Origin of the sequence: Paracoccus sp. P2, from assembly GCF_046335115.1 — a bacterium.
GTDB lineage: Bacteria > Pseudomonadota > Alphaproteobacteria > Rhodobacterales > Rhodobacteraceae > Paracoccus > Paracoccus pantotrophus.
This window is the reverse complement of sequence record NZ_JBGOSN010000049.1, coordinates 1-25,472: the sequence shown is the minus strand read 5'-3', so window position 1 is coordinate 25,472 and position 25,472 is coordinate 1. Positions and strand designations below refer to the sequence as shown.

At 69.0% G+C, this 25,472-nt stretch carries 26 protein-coding genes; 11 read left to right on the top strand and 15 right to left on the bottom strand.

Going from position 1 to position 25,472, the window contains the following annotated elements; all coding sequences use genetic code 11:
* Nucleotides 1-85: 85 nt before the first annotated feature.
* Nucleotides 86-1,021, bottom strand: coding sequence for a LysR family transcriptional regulator (locus ACDP63_RS20620; RefSeq protein ID WP_024845456.1), 936 nt, complete (start codon nt 1,019-1,021; stop codon nt 86-88).
* Between the two features lie 93 nt (nt 1,022-1,114).
* Between ACDP63_RS20620 and ACDP63_RS20615 the strand changes: the two genes are divergently transcribed.
* A complete protein-coding gene (locus ACDP63_RS20615; protein ID WP_024845455.1) occupies nt 1,115-1,555 on the top strand; it encodes a PACE efflux transporter in 441 nt (146 codons plus the stop codon).
* Here ACDP63_RS20615 and ACDP63_RS20610 read toward each other — a convergent pair.
* Nucleotides 1,552-2,436: a LysR substrate-binding domain-containing protein gene (locus tag ACDP63_RS20610; RefSeq protein WP_147427502.1), complete on the bottom strand. Its 885-nt coding sequence runs from the start codon at nt 2,434-2,436 to the stop codon at nt 1,552-1,554. The genes ACDP63_RS20615 and ACDP63_RS20610 overlap by 4 nt on opposite strands.
* 104 nt (nt 2,437-2,540) lie before the next feature.
* Between ACDP63_RS20610 and ACDP63_RS20605 the strand changes: the two genes are divergently transcribed.
* On the top strand, nt 2,541-2,798 hold the full coding sequence (locus ACDP63_RS20605; RefSeq protein WP_024845453.1) for a DUF1127 domain-containing protein: 258 nt from the start codon (nt 2,541-2,543) through the stop codon (nt 2,796-2,798).
* A 66-nt stretch (nt 2,799-2,864) separates the two neighbouring features.
* On the opposite strand, the gene ACDP63_RS20600 is transcribed toward ACDP63_RS20605, so the two are convergent.
* The 6 genes from ACDP63_RS20600 to ACDP63_RS20575 all read right to left on the bottom strand — a co-directional run bounded on the left by ACDP63_RS20600 (nt 2,865) and on the right by ACDP63_RS20575 (nt 7,748).
* The gene (locus ACDP63_RS20600) at nt 2,865-3,029 is read right to left on the bottom strand and encodes a hypothetical protein (RefSeq protein WP_155984378.1); all 165 of its coding nucleotides are present in this window, start codon (nt 3,027-3,029) and stop codon (nt 2,865-2,867) included.
* Between the two features lie 212 nt (nt 3,030-3,241).
* Nucleotides 3,242-3,397: a hypothetical protein gene (locus ACDP63_RS20595; protein ID WP_167521799.1), complete on the bottom strand. Its 156-nt coding sequence runs from the start codon at nt 3,395-3,397 to the stop codon at nt 3,242-3,244.
* Between the two features lie 145 nt (nt 3,398-3,542).
* Entirely contained in the window at nt 3,543-5,060 is a 1,518-nt protein-coding gene (locus ACDP63_RS20590; RefSeq protein ID WP_024845452.1) for a tripartite tricarboxylate transporter permease, read from the bottom strand.
* A gap of 3 nt (nt 5,061-5,063) precedes the next feature.
* Nucleotides 5,064-5,558 carry a tripartite tricarboxylate transporter TctB family protein gene (locus ACDP63_RS20585; RefSeq protein ID WP_024845451.1) on the bottom strand — a complete coding sequence of 165 codons (495 nt, stop codon included), beginning with the start codon at nt 5,556-5,558 and terminating at the stop codon, nt 5,064-5,066.
* Nucleotides 5,555-6,496 (bottom strand): Bug family tripartite tricarboxylate transporter substrate binding protein, encoded by a 942-nt coding sequence (locus ACDP63_RS20580; protein ID WP_024845450.1) that lies wholly within the window; start codon nt 6,494-6,496, stop codon nt 5,555-5,557. The genes ACDP63_RS20585 and ACDP63_RS20580 overlap by 4 nt, the downstream gene beginning before the upstream one ends.
* A gap of 172 nt (nt 6,497-6,668) precedes the next feature.
* The gene (locus ACDP63_RS20575; RefSeq protein WP_051481135.1) at nt 6,669-7,748 is read right to left on the bottom strand and encodes an ABC transporter substrate-binding protein; all 1,080 of its coding nucleotides are present in this window, start codon (nt 7,746-7,748) and stop codon (nt 6,669-6,671) included.
* A 78-nt stretch (nt 7,749-7,826) separates the two neighbouring features.
* Between ACDP63_RS20575 and ACDP63_RS20570 the strand changes: the two genes are divergently transcribed.
* From ACDP63_RS20570 to ACDP63_RS20550, 5 genes are all read left to right on the top strand, one after another.
* Nucleotides 7,827-8,498 carry a response regulator transcription factor gene (locus tag ACDP63_RS20570; protein WP_024845448.1) on the top strand — a complete coding sequence of 224 codons (672 nt, stop codon included), beginning with the start codon at nt 7,827-7,829 and terminating at the stop codon, nt 8,496-8,498.
* Entirely contained in the window at nt 8,495-9,925 is a 1,431-nt protein-coding gene (locus ACDP63_RS20565; protein ID WP_409928578.1) for a sensor histidine kinase, read from the top strand. The genes ACDP63_RS20570 and ACDP63_RS20565 overlap by 4 nt, the downstream gene beginning before the upstream one ends.
* A gap of 134 nt (nt 9,926-10,059) precedes the next feature.
* Nucleotides 10,060-11,154: a DUF475 domain-containing protein gene (locus ACDP63_RS20560; protein ID WP_051419759.1), complete on the top strand. Its 1,095-nt coding sequence runs from the start codon at nt 10,060-10,062 to the stop codon at nt 11,152-11,154.
* Between the two features lie 89 nt (nt 11,155-11,243).
* Nucleotides 11,244-12,185: a hypothetical protein gene (locus ACDP63_RS20555; RefSeq protein ID WP_024845445.1), complete on the top strand. Its 942-nt coding sequence runs from the start codon at nt 11,244-11,246 to the stop codon at nt 12,183-12,185.
* A gap of 144 nt (nt 12,186-12,329) precedes the next feature.
* Complete coding sequence (locus tag ACDP63_RS20550; protein ID WP_024845444.1) at nt 12,330-12,842, top strand: AmiS/UreI family transporter; 513 nt, start codon at nt 12,330-12,332, stop codon at nt 12,840-12,842.
* Here ACDP63_RS20550 and ACDP63_RS20545 read toward each other — a convergent pair whose 3' ends face one another.
* The 3 genes from ACDP63_RS20545 to ACDP63_RS20535 form a co-directional block, all read right to left on the bottom strand.
* A complete protein-coding gene (locus ACDP63_RS20545; protein ID WP_024845443.1) occupies nt 12,843-14,927 on the bottom strand; it encodes an NAD-dependent epimerase/dehydratase family protein in 2,085 nt (694 codons plus the stop codon). It lies immediately after the preceding gene.
* A 9-nt stretch (nt 14,928-14,936) separates the two neighbouring features.
* Nucleotides 14,937-15,899, bottom strand: coding sequence for a glycosyltransferase (locus tag ACDP63_RS20540; protein ID WP_024845442.1), 963 nt, complete (start codon nt 15,897-15,899; stop codon nt 14,937-14,939).
* A gap of 89 nt (nt 15,900-15,988) precedes the next feature.
* Nucleotides 15,989-17,173, bottom strand: a complete 1,185-nt coding sequence (locus ACDP63_RS20535) for an HPP family protein (protein ID WP_024845441.1) — start codon at nt 17,171-17,173, stop codon at nt 15,989-15,991.
* A gap of 256 nt (nt 17,174-17,429) precedes the next feature.
* On the opposite strand from ACDP63_RS20535, the gene ACDP63_RS20530 reads away from it, so the two are divergent.
* A complete protein-coding gene (locus ACDP63_RS20530) occupies nt 17,430-18,464 on the top strand; it encodes an AbrB family transcriptional regulator (RefSeq protein ID WP_081750568.1) in 1,035 nt (344 codons plus the stop codon).
* A gap of 26 nt (nt 18,465-18,490) precedes the next feature.
* The gene (locus tag ACDP63_RS20525; protein WP_024845439.1) at nt 18,491-19,054 is read left to right on the top strand and encodes a HutD family protein; all 564 of its coding nucleotides are present in this window, start codon (nt 18,491-18,493) and stop codon (nt 19,052-19,054) included.
* Here the strand turns inward: ACDP63_RS20525 and ACDP63_RS20520 are convergent.
* The 3 genes from ACDP63_RS20520 to ACDP63_RS20510 form a co-directional block, all read right to left on the bottom strand.
* A complete protein-coding gene (locus tag ACDP63_RS20520) occupies nt 19,051-20,823 on the bottom strand; it encodes a monovalent cation:proton antiporter-2 (CPA2) family protein (protein ID WP_024845438.1) in 1,773 nt (590 codons plus the stop codon). The two genes, ACDP63_RS20525 and ACDP63_RS20520, sit on opposite strands and share 4 nt — an antisense overlap.
* Nucleotides 20,824-20,894: 71 nt before the next feature.
* Nucleotides 20,895-21,914 carry an LLM class flavin-dependent oxidoreductase gene (locus ACDP63_RS20515; protein WP_024845437.1) on the bottom strand — a complete coding sequence of 340 codons (1,020 nt, stop codon included), beginning with the start codon at nt 21,912-21,914 and terminating at the stop codon, nt 20,895-20,897.
* Nucleotides 21,915-21,925: 11 nt separating this feature from the next.
* Complete coding sequence (locus ACDP63_RS20510; RefSeq protein WP_024845436.1) at nt 21,926-22,900, bottom strand: LysR family transcriptional regulator; 975 nt, start codon at nt 22,898-22,900, stop codon at nt 21,926-21,928.
* Between the two features lie 119 nt (nt 22,901-23,019).
* Between ACDP63_RS20510 and ACDP63_RS20505 the strand changes: the two genes are divergently transcribed.
* Together ACDP63_RS20505 and ACDP63_RS20500 are read left to right on the top strand one after the other, a co-directional pair.
* Complete coding sequence (locus ACDP63_RS20505) at nt 23,020-23,964, top strand: ring-cleaving dioxygenase (protein ID WP_024845435.1); 945 nt, start codon at nt 23,020-23,022, stop codon at nt 23,962-23,964.
* 152 nt (nt 23,965-24,116) lie between these two features.
* A complete protein-coding gene (locus ACDP63_RS20500; protein ID WP_024845434.1) occupies nt 24,117-24,521 on the top strand; it encodes a DUF1801 domain-containing protein in 405 nt (134 codons plus the stop codon).
* A gap of 31 nt (nt 24,522-24,552) precedes the next feature.
* On the opposite strand, the gene ACDP63_RS20495 is transcribed toward ACDP63_RS20500, so the two are convergent.
* Nucleotides 24,553-25,146 (bottom strand): NADPH-dependent FMN reductase, encoded by a 594-nt coding sequence (locus tag ACDP63_RS20495; RefSeq protein WP_024845433.1) that lies wholly within the window; start codon nt 25,144-25,146, stop codon nt 24,553-24,555.
* Between the last annotated feature and the right edge of the window lie 326 nt (nt 25,147-25,472).

The following is a 25,472-nucleotide window of genomic DNA, read 5'->3' as shown; positions in this document are numbered from 1 at the left end:
GCTCCTCGTCTCAGGCTCCTCGTCATCATCTCCTCCTGGCAAATCACAGGAGCAGTGAATCAGACATTGTTCATCGCGTGAATCCTCAAAGCGACCCGGTGTTCGTCAAATTTGCTCTAGACGGGGCCGGGCCCGGCAGGCCGTTGATCCGCATGGCGGCAAAGCGCGCGCGCAGCCAGCGCGCGGCTGGGCCGCTGGGGCGCTGCTTGTGCCAGACCAGTTCCAGCGCCACCGGCCAGTCGGCGCCATCGAATTGCAGCGGCGGCGTCACTAGGTCGTCGCGGACCGGAGAACTCTCGATGATATGGTCCGGGACCAGCGCCCAGCCGATGCCCTGCCGGACCATTTGCAGGATGACCCAGTGGCTTTCGACCCACCAGACCTCGGCCGCCGTGCGCAGGCGCTGCTTTTCCGGCCCCTCGCTGCGCACCGCCACCATCAACTGGCGGTGGCGCTTGAGTTCTTCCCAATCGACGAGCGTATGCGCCAGCGGATGATCCTTGCCGCAAACGAGCTTCAGGGGCACCCAGCCCAAGGTGTGAAAGGCAATCTCGGTCGGCAGGATTTCCTGGCGCCACATCACACCGATATCGGCCTTGCCGTCCAGCACCAGCCGGCTGACATCCTCCATCATCGGGAACAGCAGTTCCAGCTCGACATGCGGGAAATGCGCGGCGAAATCGGCGAAAAGCGTGCCCAGGGGCTGTTCGGGGTAAAGCTCGTCGATGGCGACGACCAGCCGGTGCTCGACATGCGCGGTCAGGCTGGCGGCGACGCCGATCAGGTGCTCGCGGCGGTCCAGCACTACCCGGGCCTCGGCCAGCAGCCGCTCGCCCGCCGGGGTCAGCACCGGGTTGCGCCCCTCGCGGCTGAACAGCGCGACGCCCAGGTCGTCCTCCAGGTTCGAGACCTGGGTGCTGATCGCCGACTGCGCCTTGCGCAGCGCCCGCCCGGCCGCCGAGAACGAGCCGTGCTGCGCGGCGGCGACAAAGGCTTCCAGCTGGTCCAGCGATACGGTCATCGATCCATCTCGTTTTCAGATGGAAGCTAACTTGGCTCTGCGGAGAATCAAGATAGAAACGGCGCAACACGCAACAACGGAAAGAATCGGATCATGACGATGCGCAGTTTCCCCGACCGGGTGCGGCATGCGCTGATGTTCGAGACCATCGGCCTGGCGATCATCACCCCGGCGACGGCCTGGCTTTACGACAAGCCGATGCTGGACATGGGTGTGGTGGGGGTGGGGGCGGCGACGCTGGCGACGGTCTGGACCTTTGTCTTCAACCTGGGCTTCGACCATGCGATGCGGCGGCTTCATGGCCATACCCGCAAGGCGCTGCATCACCGGCTGCTGCATACGGTGCTGTTCGAGGGCGGGCTGCTGGTCATGCTGTTGCCGCCGATGGCCTGGTATCTGGGCATGACGCTGTGGCAGACGCTGCTTTTGGACCTGTTCATCGTGGCCTTCTATCTGGTCTACAACTTCGTCTTCAACATCGCCTATGACCGGATCTTTCCGCTGCCCGACATGCCGCGCGGGCAGCCGGCCTAGCCGGGATCGCGGGCGATCTCGTCCAGCAGGAAGGCGCGGAACCTGCGGATGCTGGGCCGGTTGCGGCGGCCCTTGGGATAGACCAGCCAATAGCTGCGGCCGTTCTGCGCCACCAGCGGGAAAGGCTGGATCAGCCCTCCGGTCGCCAGTTCGAAACGGAAGAAGCGCGGCGTCAGCAGCGCGACCCCGTAACCCTCCAGCGCCGCCCGCGCCTCGTGCAGGTCGGTCGAAAGCGTCAGGCCCGGCTGGGGCGGGGTTTCCCAGAAATCCACCCCCGCTTCGCGCATCCAGACCGCCCAGTTCGGGTCCACCCGGTCCAGCAGCGGCAGTTTCAGCAGGTCGGTCGGCTCGTGCAGATCGTGCCTTTTCGCCAGTTCGGGCGACAGCATGGGCGTGTATTCGATGGGCATCAGGAAATGCGTCTCGAGCCCCGGCCAGTTGCCGTCGCCGGCGCGGATCGCCACGGTGATGTCCTCGCGCCCGAAATCGACCAGGTTGTCGGCAGTCTCCAGCCGCACGGCCAGGTTCGGGTTGTTCATCTGGAACTTGCCCAGCCGCGGCGACAGCCAGGCCCCGGCAAAGGTCGGCACGGTCGAGATCGACAGGGTCGAGACCGAATCCGCCGAAGGGTCGGCATAGGCCTCGCGCAGCATGTCAAAGGCGTCGATGGTGGGGCGGGCGAACAGCGCCCCGGTCTCGGTCAGCACGATGCCGCGCGGCTTGCGCAGGAACAGCGGCGTCGCCAGCCGTTCTTCGAGCAGGCGGATCTGGTAGCTGACGGCGGCCTGGGTCATGCCCAGTTCCTCGGCGGCGCGGGTGAAGCTCAGGTGCCGCGCCACCGCCTCGAAGGCGCGCAGCGCGGCGAGGGGCGGGATGGACATAAGGCTGCCTTATGGGTGCTTGCCGAGGCTTTGTTGGTCAAACCGGCGCCAGACTAGCATGATCGCGTCATGGATCAACCATGACACCGAAAGGAGGGCTGAAAATGTCCGACCATCCTGCATGCGACCGTGAACGCCCTTTCCTGCCGGTCCTGCCGCGGCTGTTCGCCCTGCTGCGGCGCGATAAGCCCAGCCTATCGCCTTGCCTGGACCGGATGGCGGCGCTGGACCATCCGGCGACGCGCCGGGCGCTGGCCGATCTGCCCGAGCATCTGCTGCGCGACATCGGCGTGACGGATACCCGCAGCGACGCGGCCACCCCCTCGCAGGACGGCGAGGCGTTGCGCCGTCATCTGTGGTAGAACCGGCCTGCCACGCGCGCCCTTGAAAGCTTGGCGCGCGGGGCAGCCGGATGTCCGGGCCGGCGCTCAGCCCGCATCGGATTTGCAGCGCAGCAGGGCCAGGACGAAGACCGCCGCCACGCCCGATCCGGCATAGAGCGCCGGGCTGCTGACCAGGCCGCAAATTCCGAACAGGCATCCCGCCAGGACGGAAAGCGTCGCCACCATCACCGAGACGATCAGGACACCCATACTGCGGCCGTCGCTGTCGCGCAGGTCCGTCGAATATGCGGGAATTCTTTGGGCCGGTCGCCGCCTGTCATTGCTTTGCATGCCTGTGCGCACTGATTCGCGCATCTACGAAGCAGACCATATAGACAAAAGCCTGGCGGGATCCCGACAAAAGCGCCGAAACGCATCGGGGCGCTTCGACGCAGGGGCAGGCGCGGCCTGCCAAGCCCGGATCAAAGATGGATCGCGGCGAATTTCTTTTCGTCGATGCCCAGGCGGCGCAGGTCGGCTGCGGCGGGGCGGCGATGCGCTTCGGCCGCCGAGGCGACGGCGATGGCGGCCCGCAGGGTCGAAAGGGCCGAGGTGAGCGAATGATAAGCGCGGTGCATTTTTCTGCCTGTCTTCTAGGTTTCATCGAATATTTCGATGACAGACAGATGGGCCTCGCCCGGCCTTTCTGCAACGCGGCAAAACGGCAAGGCGGCCATGACGCCAGCACATGGCGGGCCCGGCCCTTGTCGGGCCGGGCGGGGGTCAGTCCTCTTCGCCGGCCAACTGGCTCAGCATTTCGCCCTTGCCGCGGGCGCGCAGGATCAGCGGCACGATCAGCGCCAGGGCTGCGATGCCCAGCAGCACCGCGGCGATGGGCGATTGCACCAGCGTCGTCCAGTCGCCCTGGCTGATCGACAGCGCCCGGCGCAGCTGCTGCTCGGCCATCGGGCCCAGGATCAGGCCGACGACGATGGGCGCGATCGGATAGCCGAACAGCCGCATCACATAACCCAGCACGCCGAAGGCCAAGAGCATCCCCAGCTCGAAGGCCGAGGGGTTGGCGCCGATGGTGCCCAGCGTCGCGAACAGCAGGATGCCGGCGTAAAGCCAGGGCTTCGGCACCGTCAGCAGCTTCACCCACAGCCCGATCAGCGGCAGGTTCAACACCAGCAGCATCGCGTTCGCGATCAGCAGGCTGGCGATCAGCCCCCAGACCAGCGTCGGGTTGGTGGCAAACAGCAGCGGGCCGGGCTGCAGCCCGAACTGCTGGAAGCCCGCCAGCATGATCGCCGCCGTGGCCGAGGTGGGCAGGCCCAGCGTCAGCAGCGGCACCAGCGTGCCGGCCGCGCTGGCGTTGTTCGCGGCCTCGGGGCCGGCGACGCCCTCGATGGCGCCATTGCCGAATTCCTCGGGATGCTTGGTCAGCTTCTTTTCGGTGGCATAGGACAGGAAGGTGCCGATCTCGGCCCCGCCCGCCGGCATGGCGCCGATGGGAAAGCCGATGGCGGTGCCGCGCAGCCAGGGCTTCCACGAGCGCGCCCAGTCGCGGCGGCTCATCCAGACCGAGCCCTTGACGGCCGTCACCTCGTCATCGACCTGCACGCGCTGGCCGGCGATATACAGCGCCTCGCCCAGGGCGAACATGGCGACGGCCATGGTCGTCACCTCGATCCCGTCCAGCAGTTCGGGCATGCCGAAGGACAGCCGCGCCTGGCCGGTCAGCTGGTCGATACCGACGCAGGCCAGCGCCAGACCCAGGAACAGCGAGGTCAGCCCGCGCAAGGCCGAATCGCCGAAGGCGGCCGAGACGGTGACGAAGGCCAGCACCATCAGCGCGAAATATTCGCGCGGACCGAAGACCAGCGCCAGCTTGACGATGCTGGGCGCCAGGAAGGCCAGCAGCAGCGTCGCGATCAGCCCGGCGATGAAGGATCCGATGGCGGCGGTGGCCAGCGCCGGTCCGCCGCGGCCCTTGCGGGCCATCTTGTTGCCTTCCAGCGCGGTGATGATCGAGGCGCTTTCGCCCGGCGTGTTCAGCAGGATCGAGGTGGTCGAGCCGCCATACATGCCACCGTAATAGATGCCGGCGAACATGATGAGCGAGCCGGCCGGGTCCAGCCGGTAGGTGACAGGCAGCAGCAGCGCCACGGTCAGCGCCGGGCCGATGCCGGGCAGCACGCCGACGGCGGTGCCCAGCGTCACGCCGATCAGCGCGTAAAGCAGCATCATCGGGTCGGCGGCGGTGCCGAGCCCCTGCATCAGGAATTCGAATGCGCTCATGGCTCAGCCCCGCGGAAAGACCAGATGCTCAAGCGGCCCGGCGGGCAAATGCAGCATCAGAAGTTGCGAGAAGATCGCCCAGACCACGAAGGCGAAGACGATGCCGATGGGAATGGTCATCGCCAGGTTGCGCTTGCCGAAGGCCCGCGCGGTAAAGGCGAAGAGAATGCCCGTGGCGATGGAAAAGCCCGCCGCATGCAGCAGCATCAGCTGCAAAGCCAGGCCCGCGATGATCCACAGGATCGGCAGGGCATTCTGGGGCGGGCGCTGCGGGAAATCGCCGCGCAGGGCCTCGATGGCGGTCCAGGCGGCCAGGCCGATCAGTGCGAAGCCCACGACGCGCGGAACACTGGCCGGGCCGATGCCGGAATAGCCGCCCAGATCGGCCAGCCGCGCGCTGTCCCACAGCATCACGGCCCCAACCACCACCAGCCCGGCGGCGATGACCAGCGCCGCCGTATCCCGGCGGCGCGGCGGTTCATGGCGATTGCCGCTCATTTCACCAGACCGATGTCCTTGAGGATCGCCTCGGTCGCGGCGACATCCTGTTCAAGCTGGGCCTCGAATTCGGGACCGGCCAGATAGGTATCCATCCAGCCCTTGTCGGAAAGCTGCTTTTGCCAGTTTTCCGACTTGGCCATCTTCTCGATATCGGCGGTGACCTTGGCCTTCTGCTCGTCCGACAGGCCCGGCGCGGCGGCGACCATGCGCCAGTTTTCCAGCGTCACGTCCAGCCCGGCCTCTTGCAGGGTGGGCGCATCGACGCCCTCCAGCCGCTCGGGCGAGGTGACGGCCAGCAGCCGCAGCGTGCCGGCCTGGATCTGGGCCTCGAACTCGCCCAGCGAGGAGATGCCGGCCGTCACCTGGTTGCCCAGGATCGCCGCCAGCGCCTCGCCGCCGCCGGAATAGGCGATGTAGTTGATCCTGGTCGGATCGACGCCCGCCGCCTTGGCGATGAGGCCCACGGCGATATGGTCGGTGCCGCCGGCCGAGCCGCCGGCCCAGCTGACCGCGCCGGGATCGGCCTTCAGCGCCTCGATCAGCCCGTTGATGTCCTGGATGGGCGATGCGGCGGGAACCACGATCGCCTCGTATTCGCCGGTCAGCCGCGCGATGGGGGTCACGTCCTTGAGCGAGACGGGCGAATTGTTGGTCAGGATGGCGCCGACCATGACATAGCCGCCGACGATCAGCGCGTCCGGGTTGCCCTTGTTCTGGCTGGCGAATTGCGCCAGGCCGATGGTGCCGCCGGCGCCGGGCACGTTCTGCACCTGCACCGATTTCGAGATGCCTTCCTCTTGCAGCACGGTCTGCATGGTGCGGGCGGTCTGGTCCCAGCCGCCGCCGGGGTTGGCCGGGGCGATGATGGTGTAATCGGCCATGGCCGGCAGGGCCGTGGCCGCCGCGAACAGGCTGGCGAGAACGAATTGCTTCATGGTCTTCCTCCGCATCGAACCGGGCGCATCTGCGCCGGTCCCGTTATCCGTTTTTCTGGCTCTGGCCCGCATCTCTCCCGGAATGCGGGCGTCCTCCGCAGGCCCGCGCGCAGGCGGGCCCTGTGCCTTTCCAGCACAGAAAGCTGTCATGGACCTGACATCGCGGTGAAAATTATTCCCCGGCCAGCGCCTTGTTCCAGCGCGCCAGCAGCCTGGCCCGCGTCGCCTGGTCCAGATAGGCCAGAAGGCCGGGGCTGACCGGCACCGGCTTCAGCCGCAGCCCGGCCAGATCCTGCATGCCGCCCGCCGGGCCGGGCTGGCCCGCCACCTCCAGGCTGACGGCCGACAGCCGCAGGGTGCGCGACAGCAGGCCCTGCCCCTCGGGCGACATCAGGAAGGCCAGGAAATCCGCCCCCAGCCCCGGCTGGCGCGCTGCCGCCGGCACCAGCGCCACGCGCGAGACGACCACGGTGAAGTCGCGCGGCAGGATCACCCCCAGGTCGGGATGCCGGCGCGCCCAGTCCGAGGCATAGGAGCCGAGCAGGTTGTAGCCGACCGCCAGCCGCCCGTCGGCGATCTGTTCCAGCAATTCGGCCGAGGTCGGGAATTGCCGCACGCCCGCCCGGCCCATGGCCTGCACCACCGACCAGATGCCCGGATAAAGCTCCTGGTCGCGGGCCAGGAACAGGTAGCCCACGCCCGAGCGTGCCACATCATAGGTGCCGATCCGGCCCTGCGCCTCGTCCGGGTGCTCGGCCATCCACTGCATCAGGTCGGCGCGGGTGGCGGGCGGCGGGTGATCGGCGAAGCTGGGCTTGTGATAGGCAAAGACTGCGGGCTCGAAGGTCAGCGCATAGGCGGTATCGCGCCAGTTCGCCCAGTCCGGCCAGCCGGGCGTGTGCGGCGTCTGGACCGGCCGGGCGAAGCCGTCATTGGCCAGCTTGACCTGCAGGTCCATGGCCGAGGAAAAGGCGAAATCCGCCGTGGCGCCGCCCGCCTGCGTCTCGGCGACGATGCGGTCGTGCAGCTCGGTCGTCAGCAGGTTCTCGTAACGCACGGCGACGCCGGGATGGATGCGCTGGAAGGCGGCGACCAGCGGCGCGGCCAGATCGTCGTCGAGCGAGGAATAGACCGACAGCTCGCGCCCGTCGCCCTGCGGGGCGGGAAACAGCGTCAGCTGCGCCGATGCCGCGCCGGGCCACAGCGCGACTGCGGCGGCGATGGCTGGCAAAAGGCGGGCAAGCGGGCGCATGATCGGCGACTTTGCCAAAGCGGCAGCCCGTTCACAAGCCCGCGCCGCCCCGCTAGGCTGCGGGCGGAAGGGGGAAACATGCGCATCCTGCTTGTCGAGGACAACCTGTCTCTGGCCGAGGGGCTGACCGCATTGCTGCGGCAGTCGGGCTATGCGGTGGACGTGGTCCATGACGGCGCCTCGGCCGAGGCGCTGGCGGCGGCGGAAAGCTTCGACCTGGTGATCCTCGACCTGAACCTGCCGCAGATGGACGGGCTGGAGGTGCTGCGGGCGATGCGGGCGCGGCGCAATCCGGCGGCGGTGATGATCCTGACCGCGCGCGGCGCCCCCGAGGAACGGGTGCGCGGCCTGGACCTGGGTGCCGACGACTACATGGTGAAGCCCTTCGACATCGGCGAGTTCGAGGCGCGCATCCGCTCGCTTCTGCGCCGGCAGGCGGGGCTGCGCAACTCCACCGTCAGCTTCGGCGATCTGGTGCTGGACCAGACCGCGCGCAGCTTCCTGCTGGCGGGGCAGCCGCTGGACCTGCCGGCGCGCGAACGCGGGTTGCTGGAGCTGCTGATCATGCGCGCCGGCAAGGTGGTGGCGCGCGAATCGATCGTGCAGTCGCTGACCTCGCTGGAGGACGACCTGTCCGCCAACGCGATCGAGCAATATGTCAGCCGGCTGCGCAAGCGGCTGGCGCCGGCCGGGCTGACGGTCAGGACGGCGCGGGGGATCGGCTATTTTCTCGACCGGGCGGTGCCGTGATCCGGCGGCCGTTTTCCCTGCGCCGCCGGCTGCTGGGCTGGCTGCTCATGGGAACTCTGGCGCTGGGCACCGCCGCGCTGATCGACACCTGGCGCGAGGCGGTGCGCATGGCCAATGCGCTGGCCGACCGGGTGCTGGCCGGCTCGGCGCTGGTGATAGCCGAGCGCGCCTCGCTGGACGAGGACGGGCGCATCGCCATCGAGATCCCCTATGGCGCGCTGGAGATGCTGAGCTCCGCCGCGCAGGACCGGGTCTTCTATCGCGTGGACGGCCCGCCCGGCCATATCGTCACCGGCTATGGCGACCTGCCGATGGCGCCGGCGCGGCCGGGGGGCGGGCCGGCCTATGCCGACGGCGTGTTCCGGGGCGAGCCGGTGCGGGTGGCGAGCCTGGCCCGCGCCGCCTCGACCGGCATCGACGAGGTGCCCTTCGTCGTCACCGTGGCCGAGACCACCAATGCCCGGCGCGAGCTGACGCGGGCGATCCTGATGCGCTCGGCCCTGCGGCTGGCGCTGATGATCGCGGGCGCGGCGCTGATCGTCTGGGTCGCGGTGACGCTGTCCTTGCGCCCGCTTTACCGGCTGGGCGAGGAGATCGCAGCGCGCAGCCCCGACGACCTGAGCCCGATCGGGACGCCGGTGCCCTCCGAGGTGCGCGGGCTGGTCGGCACTGTGAACGGCTTCATGCGGCGGCTGGGTGCGGCGCTGGACGGGATGCGCAGCTTTACCGGCAATGCCGGGCACCAGCTGCGCACGCCGCTGACCGTGGTGCGCACCCAGCTGGCGCTGGCGGCGCGGGCGGCAACGCTGCCCGAGGCGCAGGCCGCCGCGGCCAAGGGCGATGCCGCCGTGGCCCATGCCGAGCGCATCCTGGCGCAACTGCTGCTGCTGGCGCGGGTCGATACCGCCGAGGGCGCCGCGCTGGCCGCGCCGCTGGACCTGGCGGCGCTGGCCCGCGACCTGACCGCCGAGCATATCCCCGCCGCCGCCGAGGCCGGCATCGACCTGGGCTTCGAGGGCGAGGGGCCGGTGACGGTCCGCGCCGAGCCCTTGCTGCTGGGCGAGGCGCTGAGCAACCTGATCTCGAACGCGCTTTTGCATGCCGGCCGTGCGGCGGTGGTGACGGTGCGCGTCTGGCGCGCGGGCGGCGAGGCGGTGCTGGAGGTAGAGGACAGCGGCCCCGGCATCCCGGCCGAGGCGCGCGCCGCCGCCGTCAGCCGATTCGCGCGGGGCGAGACCGCGGGGCCCGGCATGGGCCTGGGCCTGCCGGTGGCGCTGGAGATCGCCGGCCTGTTCGGCGGCCGGCTGGTGCTGGACGCGGGGGCCGGCGGGCGCGGGCTTCTGGCGCGCATCACCCTGCCGGCGGCGGCCCCGGCCCGGTCCGTGCAAGAAAATGCCGGGCTTGGCACGGAACCCTTGCAATCGTGACCCGGATTCGCCATCTTTTGCGCGTTCGCGCCTTCGTGAACGCAGTTTGATGGCCGGGCCCCTCTGGCGGACGTGGCGGCACGTTCGTGATGTCGGCATCCATCTTTGACCAGCCGCCTGGACTTGTTCTTAACATGCAGCAAGGAAACAACCCGCCCTTGGGGGGCTCGACGAATGGAACCCATCGTCCCACCCTGCACTATTTCAAATGGTCCTTCATCGTCACCGTGCTCGGCCTCGCCCTGGGCGCGGTGCTGGGATGGCAGACGACCGGAACCGTCGGCGGCACGCTGACGATCTTTTTCATCTGCGCCGTGCTGGCGGTGCTGGAAATCTCGCTTTCCTTCGACAACGCCATCGTCAACGCCAACAAGCTGAAAGAGATGACCCCGAAGTGGCAGCGCCGCTTCCTGACCTGGGGCATCCTGATCGCCGTCTTCGGCATGCGGATCGTCTTTCCGCTACTGATCGTGGTCATCGCCGCCAATATCGGTCCCTGGCAGGCCATGGTCCTGGCCGCAAGCCAGCCCGACGAATATTCGCGCATCATGCACGAGGCGCATCTGCCCATCGCGGCCTTCGGCGGCACCTTCCTGATGATGGTCGGCCTGAGCTTCTTCTTCGACCATGAAAAGGACGTGCATTGGGTGCGCTGGCTGGAACATCGCATGCAGCGTTACGCCACCGTCCGCGGCATCGAGGTCGCGGTGGTGCTGGTCACGGTGCTGATCTTCTCGCGCTTCCTGGAAGGGGCCGATTCGCAGGTGTTCTTCCATTCCGCGATCTGGGGCCTTCTGACCTTCCTGCTGGTCGAGGTGCTGGGCGGCCTGCTGGACAGCTCGCAAGAGGCGATGCAGGCCGGCGCCAAGGGCGGCATCGGCGCCTTCCTTTACCTGGAAGTGCTGGACGCGTCCTTCAGCTTCGACGGCGTGATCGGTGCCTTTGCGCTGACCCATAACCTGTTCGTCATCGCCATCGGCCTGGGTATCGGCGCCATGTATGTGCGCTCGATGACCATCATGCTGGTCGAGCGCGGCACGCTGGCCGAATACCGCTTCCTCGAACATGGCGCCTTCTATGCCATCATCGCGCTGTCGGTGATCATGTTCGTGCAGCCCTTGGTGCATATCCCCGAGGTCATCACCGGCCTGGGCGGCGCGACGCTGATCGGTATCTCGTTCTGGTCCTCGATCCGCTGGAACCGCAAGAACCACGCGGTCGAGGCGTAAGCCCTCCGAAGCGACAGGAACGGCCGCCGCCTTTCGGGGCGGCGGCCTTTTTGCTATCCCTGATCCCGTGGTTCGGAACGAGGACAGTCATGCGTTACCTGCTTGCCCTGCTGGTCGTCGCCGCCGTGGCGGCGCTGTTCTATTGGCGCCATGCGCAAAGGGCCGGGGCCGCGCAGGATGACGGCGCCGACGTGCAGGCGCTTTACCAGGCCGGCCGGGCGCTGCCGCAGGGGCCGCTGCGGGTCTATCACCTGGGTCACAGCCTGGTCGGCCGCGACATGCCGGCGATGCTGGCGCAGCTGGCCGGGCAGGGGCACGATTATGCGCTGCAACTGGGCTGGGGCACCGCGTTGCGCGAGCATCACCAGGGCCGCGAGGCAATCGCCGGCTTCGACCAGGAAAACGCCACCCCCCGCTATCGCGACGCGCATCAGGCGCTGCAAAGCGGCGAATACGACGCCTTCGTCATGACCGAGATGGTGCGGCTGCAGGATGCGATCCAATACAAGGAAAGCCGCCTCTATGCCGGGAAATGGGCGGCCGAGGCGGCGGCGGGCAATCCGGCCGGGCAGGTCTTTCTTTACGAAAGCTGGCACGCGCTGGATGACCAGCCGGACTGGCTGTCGCGCCTGCCCGACGACCTGGAGACGATGTGGAAGCCCGGCCTGCTCTGGCCCGCCGCGCGTGCCGCCGGCAAGCCGGTCTGGCTGATCCCCGTGGGGCAGGTCATGGCCCGGCTGGTGGCCGAGGCCGAGGCCAGGGGCGGCATCGCCGAGCTGGCATCGCGCGAGGATCTGTTCGGCCGTAGCCCGGACGGCACGCTGGACCCCATCCACCCGAACGACCTGGGCGTCTACCTGGTGGCGCTGACCCATTACGCGGTGCTTTACGGCCAAAGCCCGGTCGGCCTGCCGCATGAACTGATGCGCGCCGATGGCAGTCCCGCCGATGCGCCCTCGCCCGAACTGGCGCGGCGCATGCAGGAGGTGGTCTGGGAGGTGGTCAGCACCAACCCGCTGACCGGGCTGTGACCGCAGGAAAACCGAACGCTGTTTTTACGGATTGTTGAAAATATTTCGATTGATCCGGCGCTGGATTTGCCTTCTTGGCAGGCATGGGCTGATCGTATTCCGGGCAATTGCCCGATCCGCGGTCGGTCGTGCTGAGGAGGTCCGATGCTTACCGGGTTCGTGCTGTTCTATGTCGGCGCCGTGCTGTTTCTGAACGGGCTCTGGCTGATGGGCCGGATCGCCGATCGCGAGATCGTCGTCATCAACATCGTCGCCGCGCTGGTTTCGGGCGCCGCGGTGCTGCACGACGCTTTCGGCGCCGGGGCCAGCGCCGCCAGCATCCGCAACGGCGCGCTGAGCCTGTTGTTCTGCACCACCTATCTGTGGGTCGCCTATAACCGGCTCAGCGGGGCGGATGGGCGCGGCCTGGGCTGGTTCAGCCTGTTCGTCGCGGTGACGACCGTGCCGGTCTGCCTGCGCGCGCTGGTGGCGGCGGGGTCCGCGACCGAGCTTTGGCTGGCGGCGAACTGGGCCGTCTGGGGCGTGCTGTGGTTCCTGTATTTCCTGCTGCTGGCGCTTGGCCGCCCGATCCAGCGGCAGACCGCCTGGGTCACGCTGCTGGCCGGGATCTTCACCGGCTGGCTGCCGGGCTTCCTGCTGCTGGACGGGCTGCTCTGATCACCAGAACAGATGCGCCTCGTCGATGGCGCGGCGCCAGAAGGCGTCGCGGTCTGATTCCGGCGCCCAGCCCAGCAGGCGCTTGGGTTTTGCATTATCGAAACGCGACAGATGCCCGCGCGACTTCCAGTCGGCCAGCGAGGCCGGGGACGCCCCCTTGCGGCGCAGCACGTGGCGCTTCAGCCCCTGCTTGACCGCATCGACCGCCCAGAGCGCGGTCAGGTTCGAGCCGCTGACCTTCAGCCGCGCCCCGGTGCGGCGATGGATGGCGTCGAAATAGTCGCGGCCGGAAAACATCGGCTCGCCGATCAGGTTGAAGCTTTCGCCGATGGCCTCGTCGCGTTCCATCATCGCGATCAGCCCGTCCGAGACGTCGTCGGCCAGCACAAAGGGCAGGATGTTGCGGCCATTGCCCCACAGCCGCACCGCCCCGGCGCCGTGCCAGCGGCCGATGCCCCAATGCTGCAGGGGCCCGCCGTCGCCCAGCACGATGCCGGGCCGGGCGATCACCAGCCGCAATCCCTGCGCCTGCATGGCGATCAGCCGCCGCTCGCCCTCGGCCTTGGACCGCGCATAGATGTTGCGGGTTTCCATCTCGCCGAAATCGGTGGCCTCGGTGATGGTGCGGGCCGGGTCGGACATGTCGTATGAGGCGATGGTGCCGGTATGGACCAGCCGCCCGATGCCGGCGCGGATCGCGGCGCGGCCGATGCGCTCGGTCGTGGCCACGTCGTTTTCCAGCGCCGCCTGCCAGTTCTTGTCGGTGGATTTTGCCAGGTTGAAGACGCAATCCATGCCCTGCATCGCGGCCGCCAGCCTGTCCTCGTCGCGCAGCGACACGCCCAGCGTTTCGACATGGTCGGCGATGTCGGGAAAGGGACCGTTGTGTCCGCGCGACAGCACCCGCACGTCGTGGCCGCGCTCGACCAGCCGCCGGGTCAGGTTGCGGCCGATGAAGCCGGTGCCGCCGATCACCATGACGCGCGGCCGCGGCGTGCCGTGGGGCCGGGCCGGAACCGCGGGCAGGGCGGGCAGGCGGGCCAGCGCATCCTCGATCCCCTGCATCACCGCGCGGGCCGAGGCGGGCGCAAAGCGCGGGTCGGGCTGCCCGGCGCGGATGCCGTCGTAGAAGGCGGCGATGGTGGCGCGGAAGCTCAGCCCATAGGGGCTTTTCTGGTTCAGCGAGGCGGCCTGGCGGAAGGCGTTGCGCAGCCCCTCGCGCAGATGCGCCCCGGCGCGGGACAGTTCTTTGATCAGCGGGTTCAGCACCAGATCGGCGGTGTTGTCGCGCGTGACCACCAGCGCATCCGCCGCATAATCCAGCCGCGCCATGCCGGAGGAGCCGCGCAAGCTGACCGAACGGTCGTCGAAGGTCTCGACCAGCGACAGGGCGATGGTCAGGTCCACCTTGCCGGCGCGGGCCAAGATGCGCCAGCTTTGCGGCCGCCGCTCGCCGCCGGGCAGGGTGATCCATTGGCCCAGGCTGACATGCTCGACCTCCAGCGGGCCGAACAGGTCCACCGCGAAGGAGAAGGGGTGCGGGCCAAGCTCCAAGAGCAGGTTCTGCGTCTCGCGCAGCATCCACAGCCCGTAGGGCCCCGAGCGCAGCGGCACCAAGGGCAGCGCCCAGTTGACCTGCGCGCTGGAGACCAGCCCCAGGTCGCCCGCCTGCACCGCCCGTTTCAGCCGTTCGTAACCCGGCAGGCCCAGGAAGTTGTGGCAGGCGCCCAGCTGGCGGCCGGCGGCCGTGGCGGCCGCCTCCATCTCGTTGATCTCGGCGACGGACAGCGCCACCGGCTTCTCGACCAGCACATGCAGGCCGGCGCCCAGGCATTTCACCGCCAGGTCGCGATGCAGGTTCGGCGGCGTCAGGATATGCACCACGTCGCAGACCCCGGCGGCGATCATCTGGTCCAGGTCGGCAAAGGCGGCGACGCCATGGCCGGAGGCCAGCGCCTCTGCCGCATCGATGGCGGGGTCGCAGATCGCGACCAGCCGCGCGCCCGGCGCGGCCTTGATCGCATCGGCGTGCCACGAGGCGATGTAGCCGGCCCCGACGATACCGACGCGCAGGTCCGAGGTCATGGCAAGCTCCTATTTATATTCGATGATATGCATGGCGTCGCCCCGCTGGCGGCGACGGAAATATGTCAGCATCCCGAAAAGGTTGGGGATCTTGGCCAGAGTCAGCAGCGCCGCCTGCCGGCCGGCCATCGGCTGGCCGCGCAGCCCCGTGAGGGTCTTCCAGAAAGACAGCGCGTAAAGTCCCAGCGCCGCCAGAGACAGCCAGGGGCTGAGGACCAGCCCCAGCAGGAAAAGCAGCGGCAACGCCAGCCCATAGACCCAGACCCGCATCTGCTCGCGCCGGAAATGCGGCGGGTGCATGCGGCCCACCTGCGCGAAGCCGTGGCCGTTGCGGATGGTGCGCTGCCACCATTGGCCGAATCGCGTCATGGCGGCATCGTGCCAGGTCATCTGCACCGGCAGGCGCTGCAGCCTCCAGCCGGCCTTGCCGAGGCGCAGGCAGAATTCGTCATCCTCGGCCGCGATCACCGCGGGGTCGAAGCCGCCGACCTGGCGAAAGGCCGCGGTACGCACCATCATGTCGCCGCCGCAGGCCACGATGGGGCCGGCGGGGCGGTGCCAGTCCACCTCGCACATCTGGTTATAGACCGTGGCCGTGGGGTGGATCTCGGACCGCCAGCCGGTGACGAGGCCCAGTCCGGGATCGGCCTGCATGGCGGCGGCGCCGGCCTCCAGCCAGCCCGGCTCGACCCGGCAGTCGCCATCGACGAATTGCACCAGATCCAGCGCGCCCTCCGCCTGCAGTGCCTCGAATCCCGCATTGCGGGCGCGGGCGGCGGTGAAGGGAACCGAGCTGTCCAGCTCGACCACGGCGACGCCCAGGCTGCGGGCAAAGGCGACGCTGTCGTCGCGCGAGCCGCTGTCCACATAGACCACCCGCGCGCAAAGCGGCACCAGCGAGCGCAGGCAGGCCTTCAGCCTGTCGCCCTCGTTGCGGCCGATGGCCACGGCGCCCAGCGTGGGACGGGTCATGTCTGCCCTCGTGCTTGTTCCGGCAGGGGCAGCCTATCCCCGCCGCGGCGCGTTCGGCAATGCGGCGCGGCCTGTCGTTATCGGCATGTTCAGGGCCTCGGCGGCGGCTGCCGCAGGCTTTGTCGCGCCAGCGCCGAGATCAGGTCGGTCTGGGTGACGATGCCGACGATGCGCGGCCCGTCCAGCACCGGCACCGCCTCGCATTCGCCCGAGGCCAGCATCGGCAGCAGCGCCCCGATGGGCGCGTCGGGCGCGACATGCGGCGGGTCGGTCTGCATGATCTCGCGCGCGCGGGGGGCTGCGCCGCGCCTGGGGTTCATCAGGTCCGACAGGGCGGCCAGGAAGCGGCGGTTGTGGCGAAAGGCGTCCTCGCGGGCGCGGCGGATCAGGTGCAGCTGGAAGATCACGCCACGGAACTGGTCGCCGGCCTCGACCACTGGCAGCGAGGTGAAGCCGTGCTTGCGGAAGATGTCGGCGACCCGCACCAGCCGCGTATGCGGGGCCACGGTGACGAGGTCGCGCGACATCACGTCCGCCGCGGTCAGCGGTCCGGTGCGATGGGCGGCGGCCTGCAATTCGGCGGCGCCGATCAGGCGCGCCAGGTCTTCGACCCCCAGGTTCAGCGACTGGCGATAGCGTTGCAGGATTTCGGTCAGTTCTTCCTTGGACAGGCCCAGCCGCTCCATCGCCGGGTGGTCGGCGGTGCCATGCGGCCCCGGTTCCTCGAACTGGCGAAACGGATAGCGCCGGCCGGTCAGCCGGGCATAGATCATCCCCAGCCCCACCAGCGCCAGCGTGCCGACCAGCACCGGCGTCAGCACGAAGTGAAAGCCAAGCGCGCCGATCGCCTCGGGGTTCAGCGCGGCGGTCATGGCGACCGCGCCGGCCGGCGGATGCACGGCGCGCAAGAGGATCATCGCGGCGATGGTGACGCCCACTGCCAGCGCGACGCAAAGCGCCGAATGCGGCGTCGCCATGCAGGCCAGCACGCCGATGGCGGCGGCGACGGAATTGCCGACCACCGCCGACCAGGGCTGGGCCAGCGGGCTGTTGGGCACCGCAAAAACCAGCACCGAGGTCGCCCCGAAGGGCGCGATCATGGACAGCCCCAGCCGCAGGTCGGTCGCGGGCGACAGCAGGAACAGCCCCGAGATGCCCAGCCCCACCAGCGCCCCCAGGCCGGCCCGCAACGCCTCGCGCGGCGAGCCGGGCGCGATCGCCGGGCCAAGCGCCTGCGTGATCTGGTGCAGCACGGCCCCGGCGGGTCTGGTCATCTGAGCTTGCCTTTCGCGCCCGCCCGAAAAACGGGCTTCCAATGCGCCTAATTGTCGCAGGAGCGGGCAGGTTGCAAGGCCCCGGAAGGGTTGAGCTGGGACGCTCTCGGGCCGGCCGGCGGTGGCCTTCGGCAGGGCGGGTCCGGGCCATGGCGCGGCCTTGGCGCGAATCGGCCGAGTCGCTTTGACATTTCCCGGCCGGCTGTGCCAATTCGGCCCATGGCGCCCGGGTGACGGGCGCCCGCCGGGAATGACGATGAACCTGCTGAACCGCCGCATCCTGACCTTCGCGCTGGCCGCCCTGGGCGGCGCGGCCTTTCTGCTGCTGCACCTGCCGCTGCCCATGCTGCTGGGACCGATGCTGGCCTGCCTGGTCGCGGCGCTGGCCGGCGCGCCGCTGGCCGGGGCCGGGCAGTTCGGCATCTTCATGCGCACCATCCTGGGGGTGGCGGTGGGCGCCTCGATCACGCCCGGCGTGCTGGCGGAACTGCCCGAGGTGGCGGCATCGCTGCTGTTCGTGCCCGGCTTCATCGGCGTGATCGCGCTGGTCGGCTATCCGCTGTTTCGCCGCGCCTTCGGCTTCGACCATGCGACGGCCTGGTATGGCGCCATGCCAGGCGGCTTGCAGGACATGCTGGTCTTTGGCGAGGAGGCGGGCGGCGATGTCCGTGCCCTGTCGCTGATCCATGCGACGCGGGTTCTGGTGATCGTCACCGTTGCGCCGCTGATCATGACCGCCTGGTGGGGCGTGGACCTGTCGCAGCCGCCCGGCACGCCGATGCGTGCCACGGATGCGGCCGAGATCGCGCTGATGGTCGCCGCCGGGCTGCTGGGCTGGAAGGGGGCCGAGCGGTTGGGCGTCTTCGGCGCCTCGATCCTGGGGCCGATGGTGCTGACCGCGGCGCTGTCGCTGTCGGGGCTGATCACCCAGCGCCCGCCGGCCGAGATGATCCAGGCCGCGCAATTCTTCATCGGCATCGCCGTCGGGGTGAAATATGCCGGCATCACCCTGCGCGAATTGCGCCTGCATGTGACGGCCGGTATCGTCTATGCGCTGCTGCTGGCGGCGGTCAGCCTGGTCTTCATCGAGGGGATCGTGCATCTGGGGCTGGCGCCGGCACTGGACGCCTTCCTGGCCTTCCTGCCGGGCGGGCAGGCCGAGATGGTGGTGATCGCGCTGATCGCCGGGGCGGATATCGCCTATGTCGTCAGCCATCATCTGCTGCGCATGGTCATCGTGATCGTGCTGGGGCCGGTGGTGGGCAAGGTGCTGGGCCGGCGCGGCGGCTGAGGCGAGGGAACCAAGAGGAGAGCTGCATGAGCCATCGCATCCTGAAAGCCGCCGACCATCGCCGCATGCCGTGGAAGAACGGCCGCGGCGAGACGGTCGAGATTGCCGTCCATCCCGCGGGCGCGGGCCTTGCCGATTTCGGCTGGCGCGTCAGCATGGCGGGCGTGACCGAGGACGGCGATTTCTCGATCTTTCCGCAGATCGACCGCACGCTGGCGGTGCTGACCGGCGCGGGGATCGCGCTTCAGGTGCAGGGGCGGCCCATGCGGCGGCTGACGCCGGAGAGCGCGCCGCTGGCCTTCCCGGCCGATCTGCCGACCTCGGCGCGGCTGCTGGCGGGGCCGATCACCGACCTGAACGTGATGACCCGGCGCGGCGCCTTCACCCACCGGCTGTCGCGGCTGACCCAGGCGGCCGAGGGGGCGCCCGATTGGCGGCTGCTGCTGGCCACCGCGCCCGTGGTGCTGGATTTCGCAGGCGGCACCGTTGCGCTGGACCAGCTTGACGCGCTGCTTTGCGAGGGGCCGGAGGCCGCGCTGCCCGCCGGTCCCGCCCCGGATGTCTGGCTGATCGAGATCGCCCGCGCCTAGTCCCGGCGATTGCCGAGCAGCAGGTCGCGGCCGGCGAAGATGCCGCCGACGCATTCCATCTGAAACCGTTCCATGTCGCGGCCGCGGATCTCGGCCATGACCGCCTCGACCGCGTCGGGGTCGTCGCCAAGCTGCAACAGCGCCTCGCGGCCCATGGCGAAGGCGCTTTCCAGCGTCTCGCGCAGCTGATAGTCGGCGCCGGCCTCGACCAGTTCCCGCGCATGTTCGCGGTCGAAGGCGCGGGCAATGACCGGGACCAGCGGGAATTCGTGCTTGGCCAGTGCGACGATGCGGGTCACGGCCTGCCGGTCGCCGGGCACGGCGACGATCAGGCTGGCATTGCCGGCCCCGGCGGCGTGCAGGATGTCCAGCCGCGCGCCGTCGCCATACCAGACCTTGAAGCCGAACTCGTCGGCATCGCGGATGGTCTGCGGGTCGCTTTCGATGATCGAGATGGAATGGCCGCGCGCGATCAGCGGCTGGCTGACGATCTGGCCCATGCGGCCGAAGCCGATCATCAGCACCCGCGCCTCCAGCCCCTCGGCCGCCTCGACCCCGTCGAGCGAGGGCGCGGGTTTCGGCGCCAGCCGGTCGTGCAGGATGATCATCAGCGGCGTCAGCACCATCGAGACGATGACGATGGCGGTCAGCACGGCATTGTCCTGGCCGCTGATGATGCCGAACTGCATGGCGCTGGAATACAGCACAAAGGCGAACTCGCCGCCCTGCGCCATCAGCACCGCGCGCTCCAGCGCCTCGGCGCGGCTGGCGCGCAGCACCCGGCCGACGGTATAGATCACCAGCATTTTCAGCAGCATATAGGCCGGCACGCAGATCGCGATCAGCGCCCAGTTGGCGGCGATGATCCGCAGGTCCAGCGCCATGCCGACGCCCAGGAAGAACAGGCCCAGCAGCAGGCCGCGAAAGGGTTCGACATCCGCCTCGAGCTGGTGGCGGAAGCTGGATTCCGACAGCAGCACCCCGGCCAGGAAGGCGCCCATCGCCATGGACAGCCCGCCCCATTGCATCAGCAGCGCCGCGCCCAGTACCACCAGCAGCGCGGCGGCGGCCATCACCTCGCGCCCGCCGAACCGGGCAAGCAGGCCGAACATCGGGTTCAGCAGATAGCGCCCGGCCGCCACCAGCGCGGCGATGCAGCCCAGCCCGACGGCGATGCCGATCAGCCGGGCGGGCAGGGTGACCTCCTCTCCCCCCGGCGCGAGAAAGGCGACCAGCGCCAGCAGCGGCACGATGGCCAGGTCCTCGAACAGCAGGATGGCGATGATGCGGCGGCCCTTGGGGAGCGCCATCTCGCCCCGCTCGGCCAGCATCTGCATGACGATGGCGGTCGAGGTCAGCACGAATCCGGTGCCCGAGACGAAGCTGGCGGCGACCGGAAAGCCAAGCGCCAGCCCGACGCAGGTCAGCGCCGCGATGGCCAGCAGCACCTGGGCAAGGCCCAGCACGAAGATCTCGCCCCGCATCGCCCAAAGCCGCGAGGGCTGCATTTCCAGCCCGATGACGAACAGGAACAGCACCACGCCCAGCTCGGCCACATGGATGATCGCCTGCGGGTCGTGGAAAAAGCCCAGCCCGAAGGGTCCGATCGCCAGTCCCGCGGCCAGATAGCCCAGCACCGAGCCCAGCCCCAGCCGGCGAAACAGCGGCACCGCCAGAACCGCGGCCGCCAGCAGCACGACCACGCTGAGCAGCGGCACCCCGCCGCCATGTGCCGCCGCCCCGGCAGCGGCCGTCACCTCTGTCGCCATCCGGTCCCCGTTCGCGCTGGTTTCCTTGGGGCCAGCCTATACCCCGTCCCCGCGATCACAAAGCCCCCCGCTCAGCGCCAGCCAAGCGCGGGGGCAACGTGTTTCAGCACCGCCTCGATCACATGGGCGTTGTAATCGACGCCCAGCTGGTTCGGCACGGTCAAGAGCAGCGTGTCGGCCTCGGCGATGGCCTCGTCCTCGCGCAGTTCCTCGACCAGCCGGTCCGGCTCGGCGGTATAGCCGCGGCCGAAGATCGAGCGGGTCTTCTCGATGAAGCCGATCTGGTCGGCCTCCTTGCCGCCATGACCGAAATACATCCGGTCGCGGTCATCCATCAGCGGAAAGATCGAGCGGCTGACCGAAACCCGCGGCTCGCGCCCATGCCCTGCCGCCGCCCATGCCCCGCGATAGGCGCGGATCTGCTCGGCCTGCTGGACGTGGAAGGGCTTGCCGTTCTCGTCCGTCTTGAGCGTCGAGCTTTGCAGATGCATGCCCAGCCGCGCCGCCCAGCGGGCGGTGTCGTTCGAGGCCGCGCCCCACCAGATCCGCTGGCGCAGGCCGGGCGAATGCGGCTCGATCCGCAGCAGGCCGGGCGGGTTCGGGAACATCGGCCGCGGGTTCGGCCGGGCGAAGCCATGCCCCTCGATCACGTTCAGGAACACCTCGGCATGGCGCCGCGCCATGTCGGCATCGCTTTCGCCCTCGGCCGGGGAATAGCCGAAATAGCGCCAGCCCTCGATCACCTGCTCGGGCGAGCCGCGCGAGATGCCAAGCTGCAGCCGCCCCTGCGCGATCAGGTCGGCCGCTCCGGCATCCTCGGCCATGTAGAGCGGGTTTTCATAGCGCATGTCGATGACGGCGGTGCCGATCTCGATGCGGCTGGTGCGCGCCCCCACCGCCGCCAGCAGCGGGAAGGGCGAGGCGAGCTGGCGGGCATAGTGATGGACGCGGAAATAGGCGCCGTCCGCGCCAAGTTCCTCGGCCGCGACGGCCAGCTCGATGGATTGCAGCAGCGTGTCCTGGGCGCTGCGGGTCTGCGAGGCGGGCTCGTCCGACCAATGGCCGAAGGACAGAAAACCGATCTTCTTCACGCCATGTCTCATCACGGGGCGACCTTTGGGGCTGCGGGTTCCCGGGATATGGGGTCGGGACGGGCGGATGCCCAGCCTGCCTGCCATGCCGGGCTGTGCAGTTCCGCGGCCAGATGGTCGATGAAGCGGCGCAGCTTGGCCGGCATGGGCAGGACCGGCGGCCAGACCGCGACGATGGGCAGCGGCCTGGTGCCGAAGCCGGTCAGCACCCGCTCCAGCCGCCCCTCGGCCAGCGCCGGCGCGACGATGAATCCGGGCAGGATGGCCAGCCCCAGCCCCGCGATGGCCATGTCGCGGATCGCCTCGCCGTTGTTCATCGACAGCCGCCCCTGGACGAAGGGCGAAACGAAGCGGTCGCGATCCTGGAACTGCCACAGCTGGCTCATCGGCAGGTGGCTGTAGCCGATCACCTCATGCTCGCGCAGGTCGGCCAGGGTCTGCGGGCGGCCCCTGCGGTCCAGATAGGCGGGGCTGGCGCAGGCGATGCTGGCATCCTCGCACAGCTTGCGCTGCATCAGCGCCTTGTCGCGCATCTTGCCGATGCGGATGCCGATGTCGAAGCCCTCGCGCGCCAGGTCGCGGCTGCGGTCGTCGTAATCGACGCGGATCTCCAGCTCGGGGTTTTGGGCGGCGAAGCGGGCGATGATCGGCCCCAGATGCATCACGCCAAAGCTCATCGGCGCGGCGATGGCCAGGCTGCCGCGCAGCGGCGCCAGCCCGTCCATGTCCCAGGCGGTGCTTTCGGCGGCCGCGACCAGTTCGGCCAGCGCGGGACGCAGCCGCTCGGCCAGGCGCAGCGCCGCCTCGGTGGGGGTGATGCGGCCGGCATTGCGGCGAAACAGCGCCGCGCCCAGCGTGGCCTCAAGGTCGGTGATGCGCTTGCTGACCACGGATTTCGACAGGTTCAGCCGCGCGGCGGCGGCAGTGACGGTGCCCAGCTCCATCACCGTCAGGAAGGTTTCCAGATCGTTCAGGTCGTAACGCATGGCCCAAGCTTACCCGGTCCCGCGCCGTTCGCAATCGGCGAACGCAAGGTTCGCGGCCGCTCCGGTGGCGGAAACGGCCGCGATGCCCGATATTGATGCCAAGAGAAAGGAGGCCCATCATGGAGCTGACCGGAATTCACCACCTGACGGCAATCACCGCCGATGCGCCCGGCAACAAGCGGTTCTATACCGACACGTTGGGGCTGCGGCTGGTCAAGAAGACCGTCAACCAGGACGACACCAGCGCCTATCACCTGTTCTATGCCGACGGGCTGGCCCGGCCCGGGACCGACCTGACCTTCTTCGACTGGCCGGCGGCGCCCGAGCGGCGCGGCACCCATTCGATCAGCCGCACCGGGCTGCGGGTCGCGGGCGACAGCCTCGACTACTGGGCCGGGCGGCTTCGGGACCGCGGCCTGACCGTGGGGCGGATCGCCGAGATCGACACCCGCGCCAGCCTCGATTTCGAGGATCCCGAGGGCCAGCGTTTCCGCCTGACCGCGGACGCGCCCGATGCCGAGCCCGCGCCCTGGGCGAAAAGCCCGGTGCCGGTGCAGCACCAGATCCACGGGCTGGGGCCGATCACCATCTCGGTGCCGGACCTGGCCCCGACCGAGTTGGTGCTGACCCAGGTGATGGGCCTGCGCAAGGTCCGCGACTATGCCAGCCCCGACGGGCACGGCACGGTCCATGTCTACGAGATGGGCCAGGGCGGCCCCGCGGCCGAGCTGCATGTCGCGGTCCAGCCCGACCTGCCCACGGCGCGCCAGGGCGCGGGCGGGGTGCATCACGTCGCCTTCCGCGTGCCCGACAAGCCGGCCATTCACGAATGGGCCAGGCGGCTGAGCGGGATGCGGGTGCCCAATTCGGGCGAGGTCGAACGCTACTATTTCCGCTCGCTCTATTTCCGCGAGCCGGGCGGCAACCTGTTCGAGATCGCCAGCGACGATCCCGGCTTCGCCGTGGACGAGCCGCTGGAGAGCCTGGGCGAGACGCTGTCGCTGCCGCCCTTCCTGGAAGGGCAGCGCGCGCAGATCGAGGCGCGGCTGAAGCCGCTGGACTGAGCCCTGCCGAACCGAAAGGAAAGGCCGCCGGAACGATCCGGCGGCCTTTTTCATGCGCGCGGGAATCCGCCCGCAGCCGGCGGGCCTGTTGCCGCATCGGCGATTTCGCCCCATGCTCCTGACCGCGGCAGGACGGAAGGGAGCGACACGGCATGAGCCAGCCGGCAACGGAACAGCCCGCCTCGCAGCTGATCGATGCGCGGATCAAGGAACTGGGCGATTGGCGCGGCGAGACCCTGGCGCGGCTGCGCGCCCTGATCCACGAGGCCGATCCCGAGGTGGTCGAGGAATGGAAATGGCGCGGCGTGCCGGTCTGGTCGCATGACGGCATCATCTGCACCGGCGAGACCTACAAGCAGGTGGTGAAGATGACCTTCGCCAAGGGCGCGGCGCTGGAAGATCCCGCGGGCCTGTTCAACGCCAGCCTGGATGGCAATACCCGCCGCGCCATCGACCTGCGCGAGGGCGAGCGGATCGATGCCGGGGCGCTGAAGGCGCTGATCCGCGCCGCCGTGGCGCTGAACACGGCCAGCAAGAAAAAGGGGCGGTCGAAATGACCGCCCCGTCCTGCCGGCTGAGCTGATTGCTTCAGGCGGTCCTGGCGCGCTGCGCCATGGTCGCCTCGGCCCACCAGAGCAATTCGTCCAGCATGGCGTTCAGCGCCGGCAGCAGGTTCGCCTCGACCTCGGCCATCTCGCCATTGGCGCCCAGCGGCGAGACCTTGAAGAAATCGCCGCCGCCCAGATGCACGGCATTGCGCAGCGGCACCATCTGCAGTTCGACAGCGATGCCGCGCAGGTGCTCGATGGCGCGGGCGGCGCCGACGCCGCCATAGCCCATGGCCGCCGCCGGCTTGTGGTTCCATTCCTTGTAGGCCTGGTCCAGCGCGTTCTTCAGCGCGCCGCTGACCGAATGGTTGTATTCCGAGGTCAGGAAGATAAATCCGTCGAACCCGGCCAGCTTCTGCTGCCATTTCACCGCCCGCGGATCCTGCGACGGCACCCAGAGGTTCGAGGCGACCTCGTCGAACAGCGGCAGGTCGTAGTCGCGCAGGTCCACCAGCTCGAAGCTCATGTCCTCGCGCTTTTGCGCGTTTTCCAGCAGCCAGGCTGCGGGTTTGTCGGCAAAGCGCGCGGCGCGGGTCGCGCCGATGATGATGGCGATATGCGGTTTCTGGGTCATGATCTGATCCTTCGTCATGATTTGGCGGGCCGGGCGCGGCCCTTCCGGTTGAATGCGTCGGCCTCAAACTGGCCTTTGCCAGGCTTTCGGGCAAGCCAACCGGAATCGGAAACGGCGTTCGGGAATCGGAAACACATCGCCCGGAATCACGAAAGGACAGGCGGGCCTCGCGACCCGCCTGTCCATCTTCTCTGTTCTACAAATACCCATGCGGCAGCGCGGAGGGACTCTGTTGCACAAATTGACTGACGGTCAGAGTTCCCCTTTCCCCCGACGGAGTCATCCCACGGCTTGAGTTTCGGGTATGCCGAGTGCGGTGAAGCCGT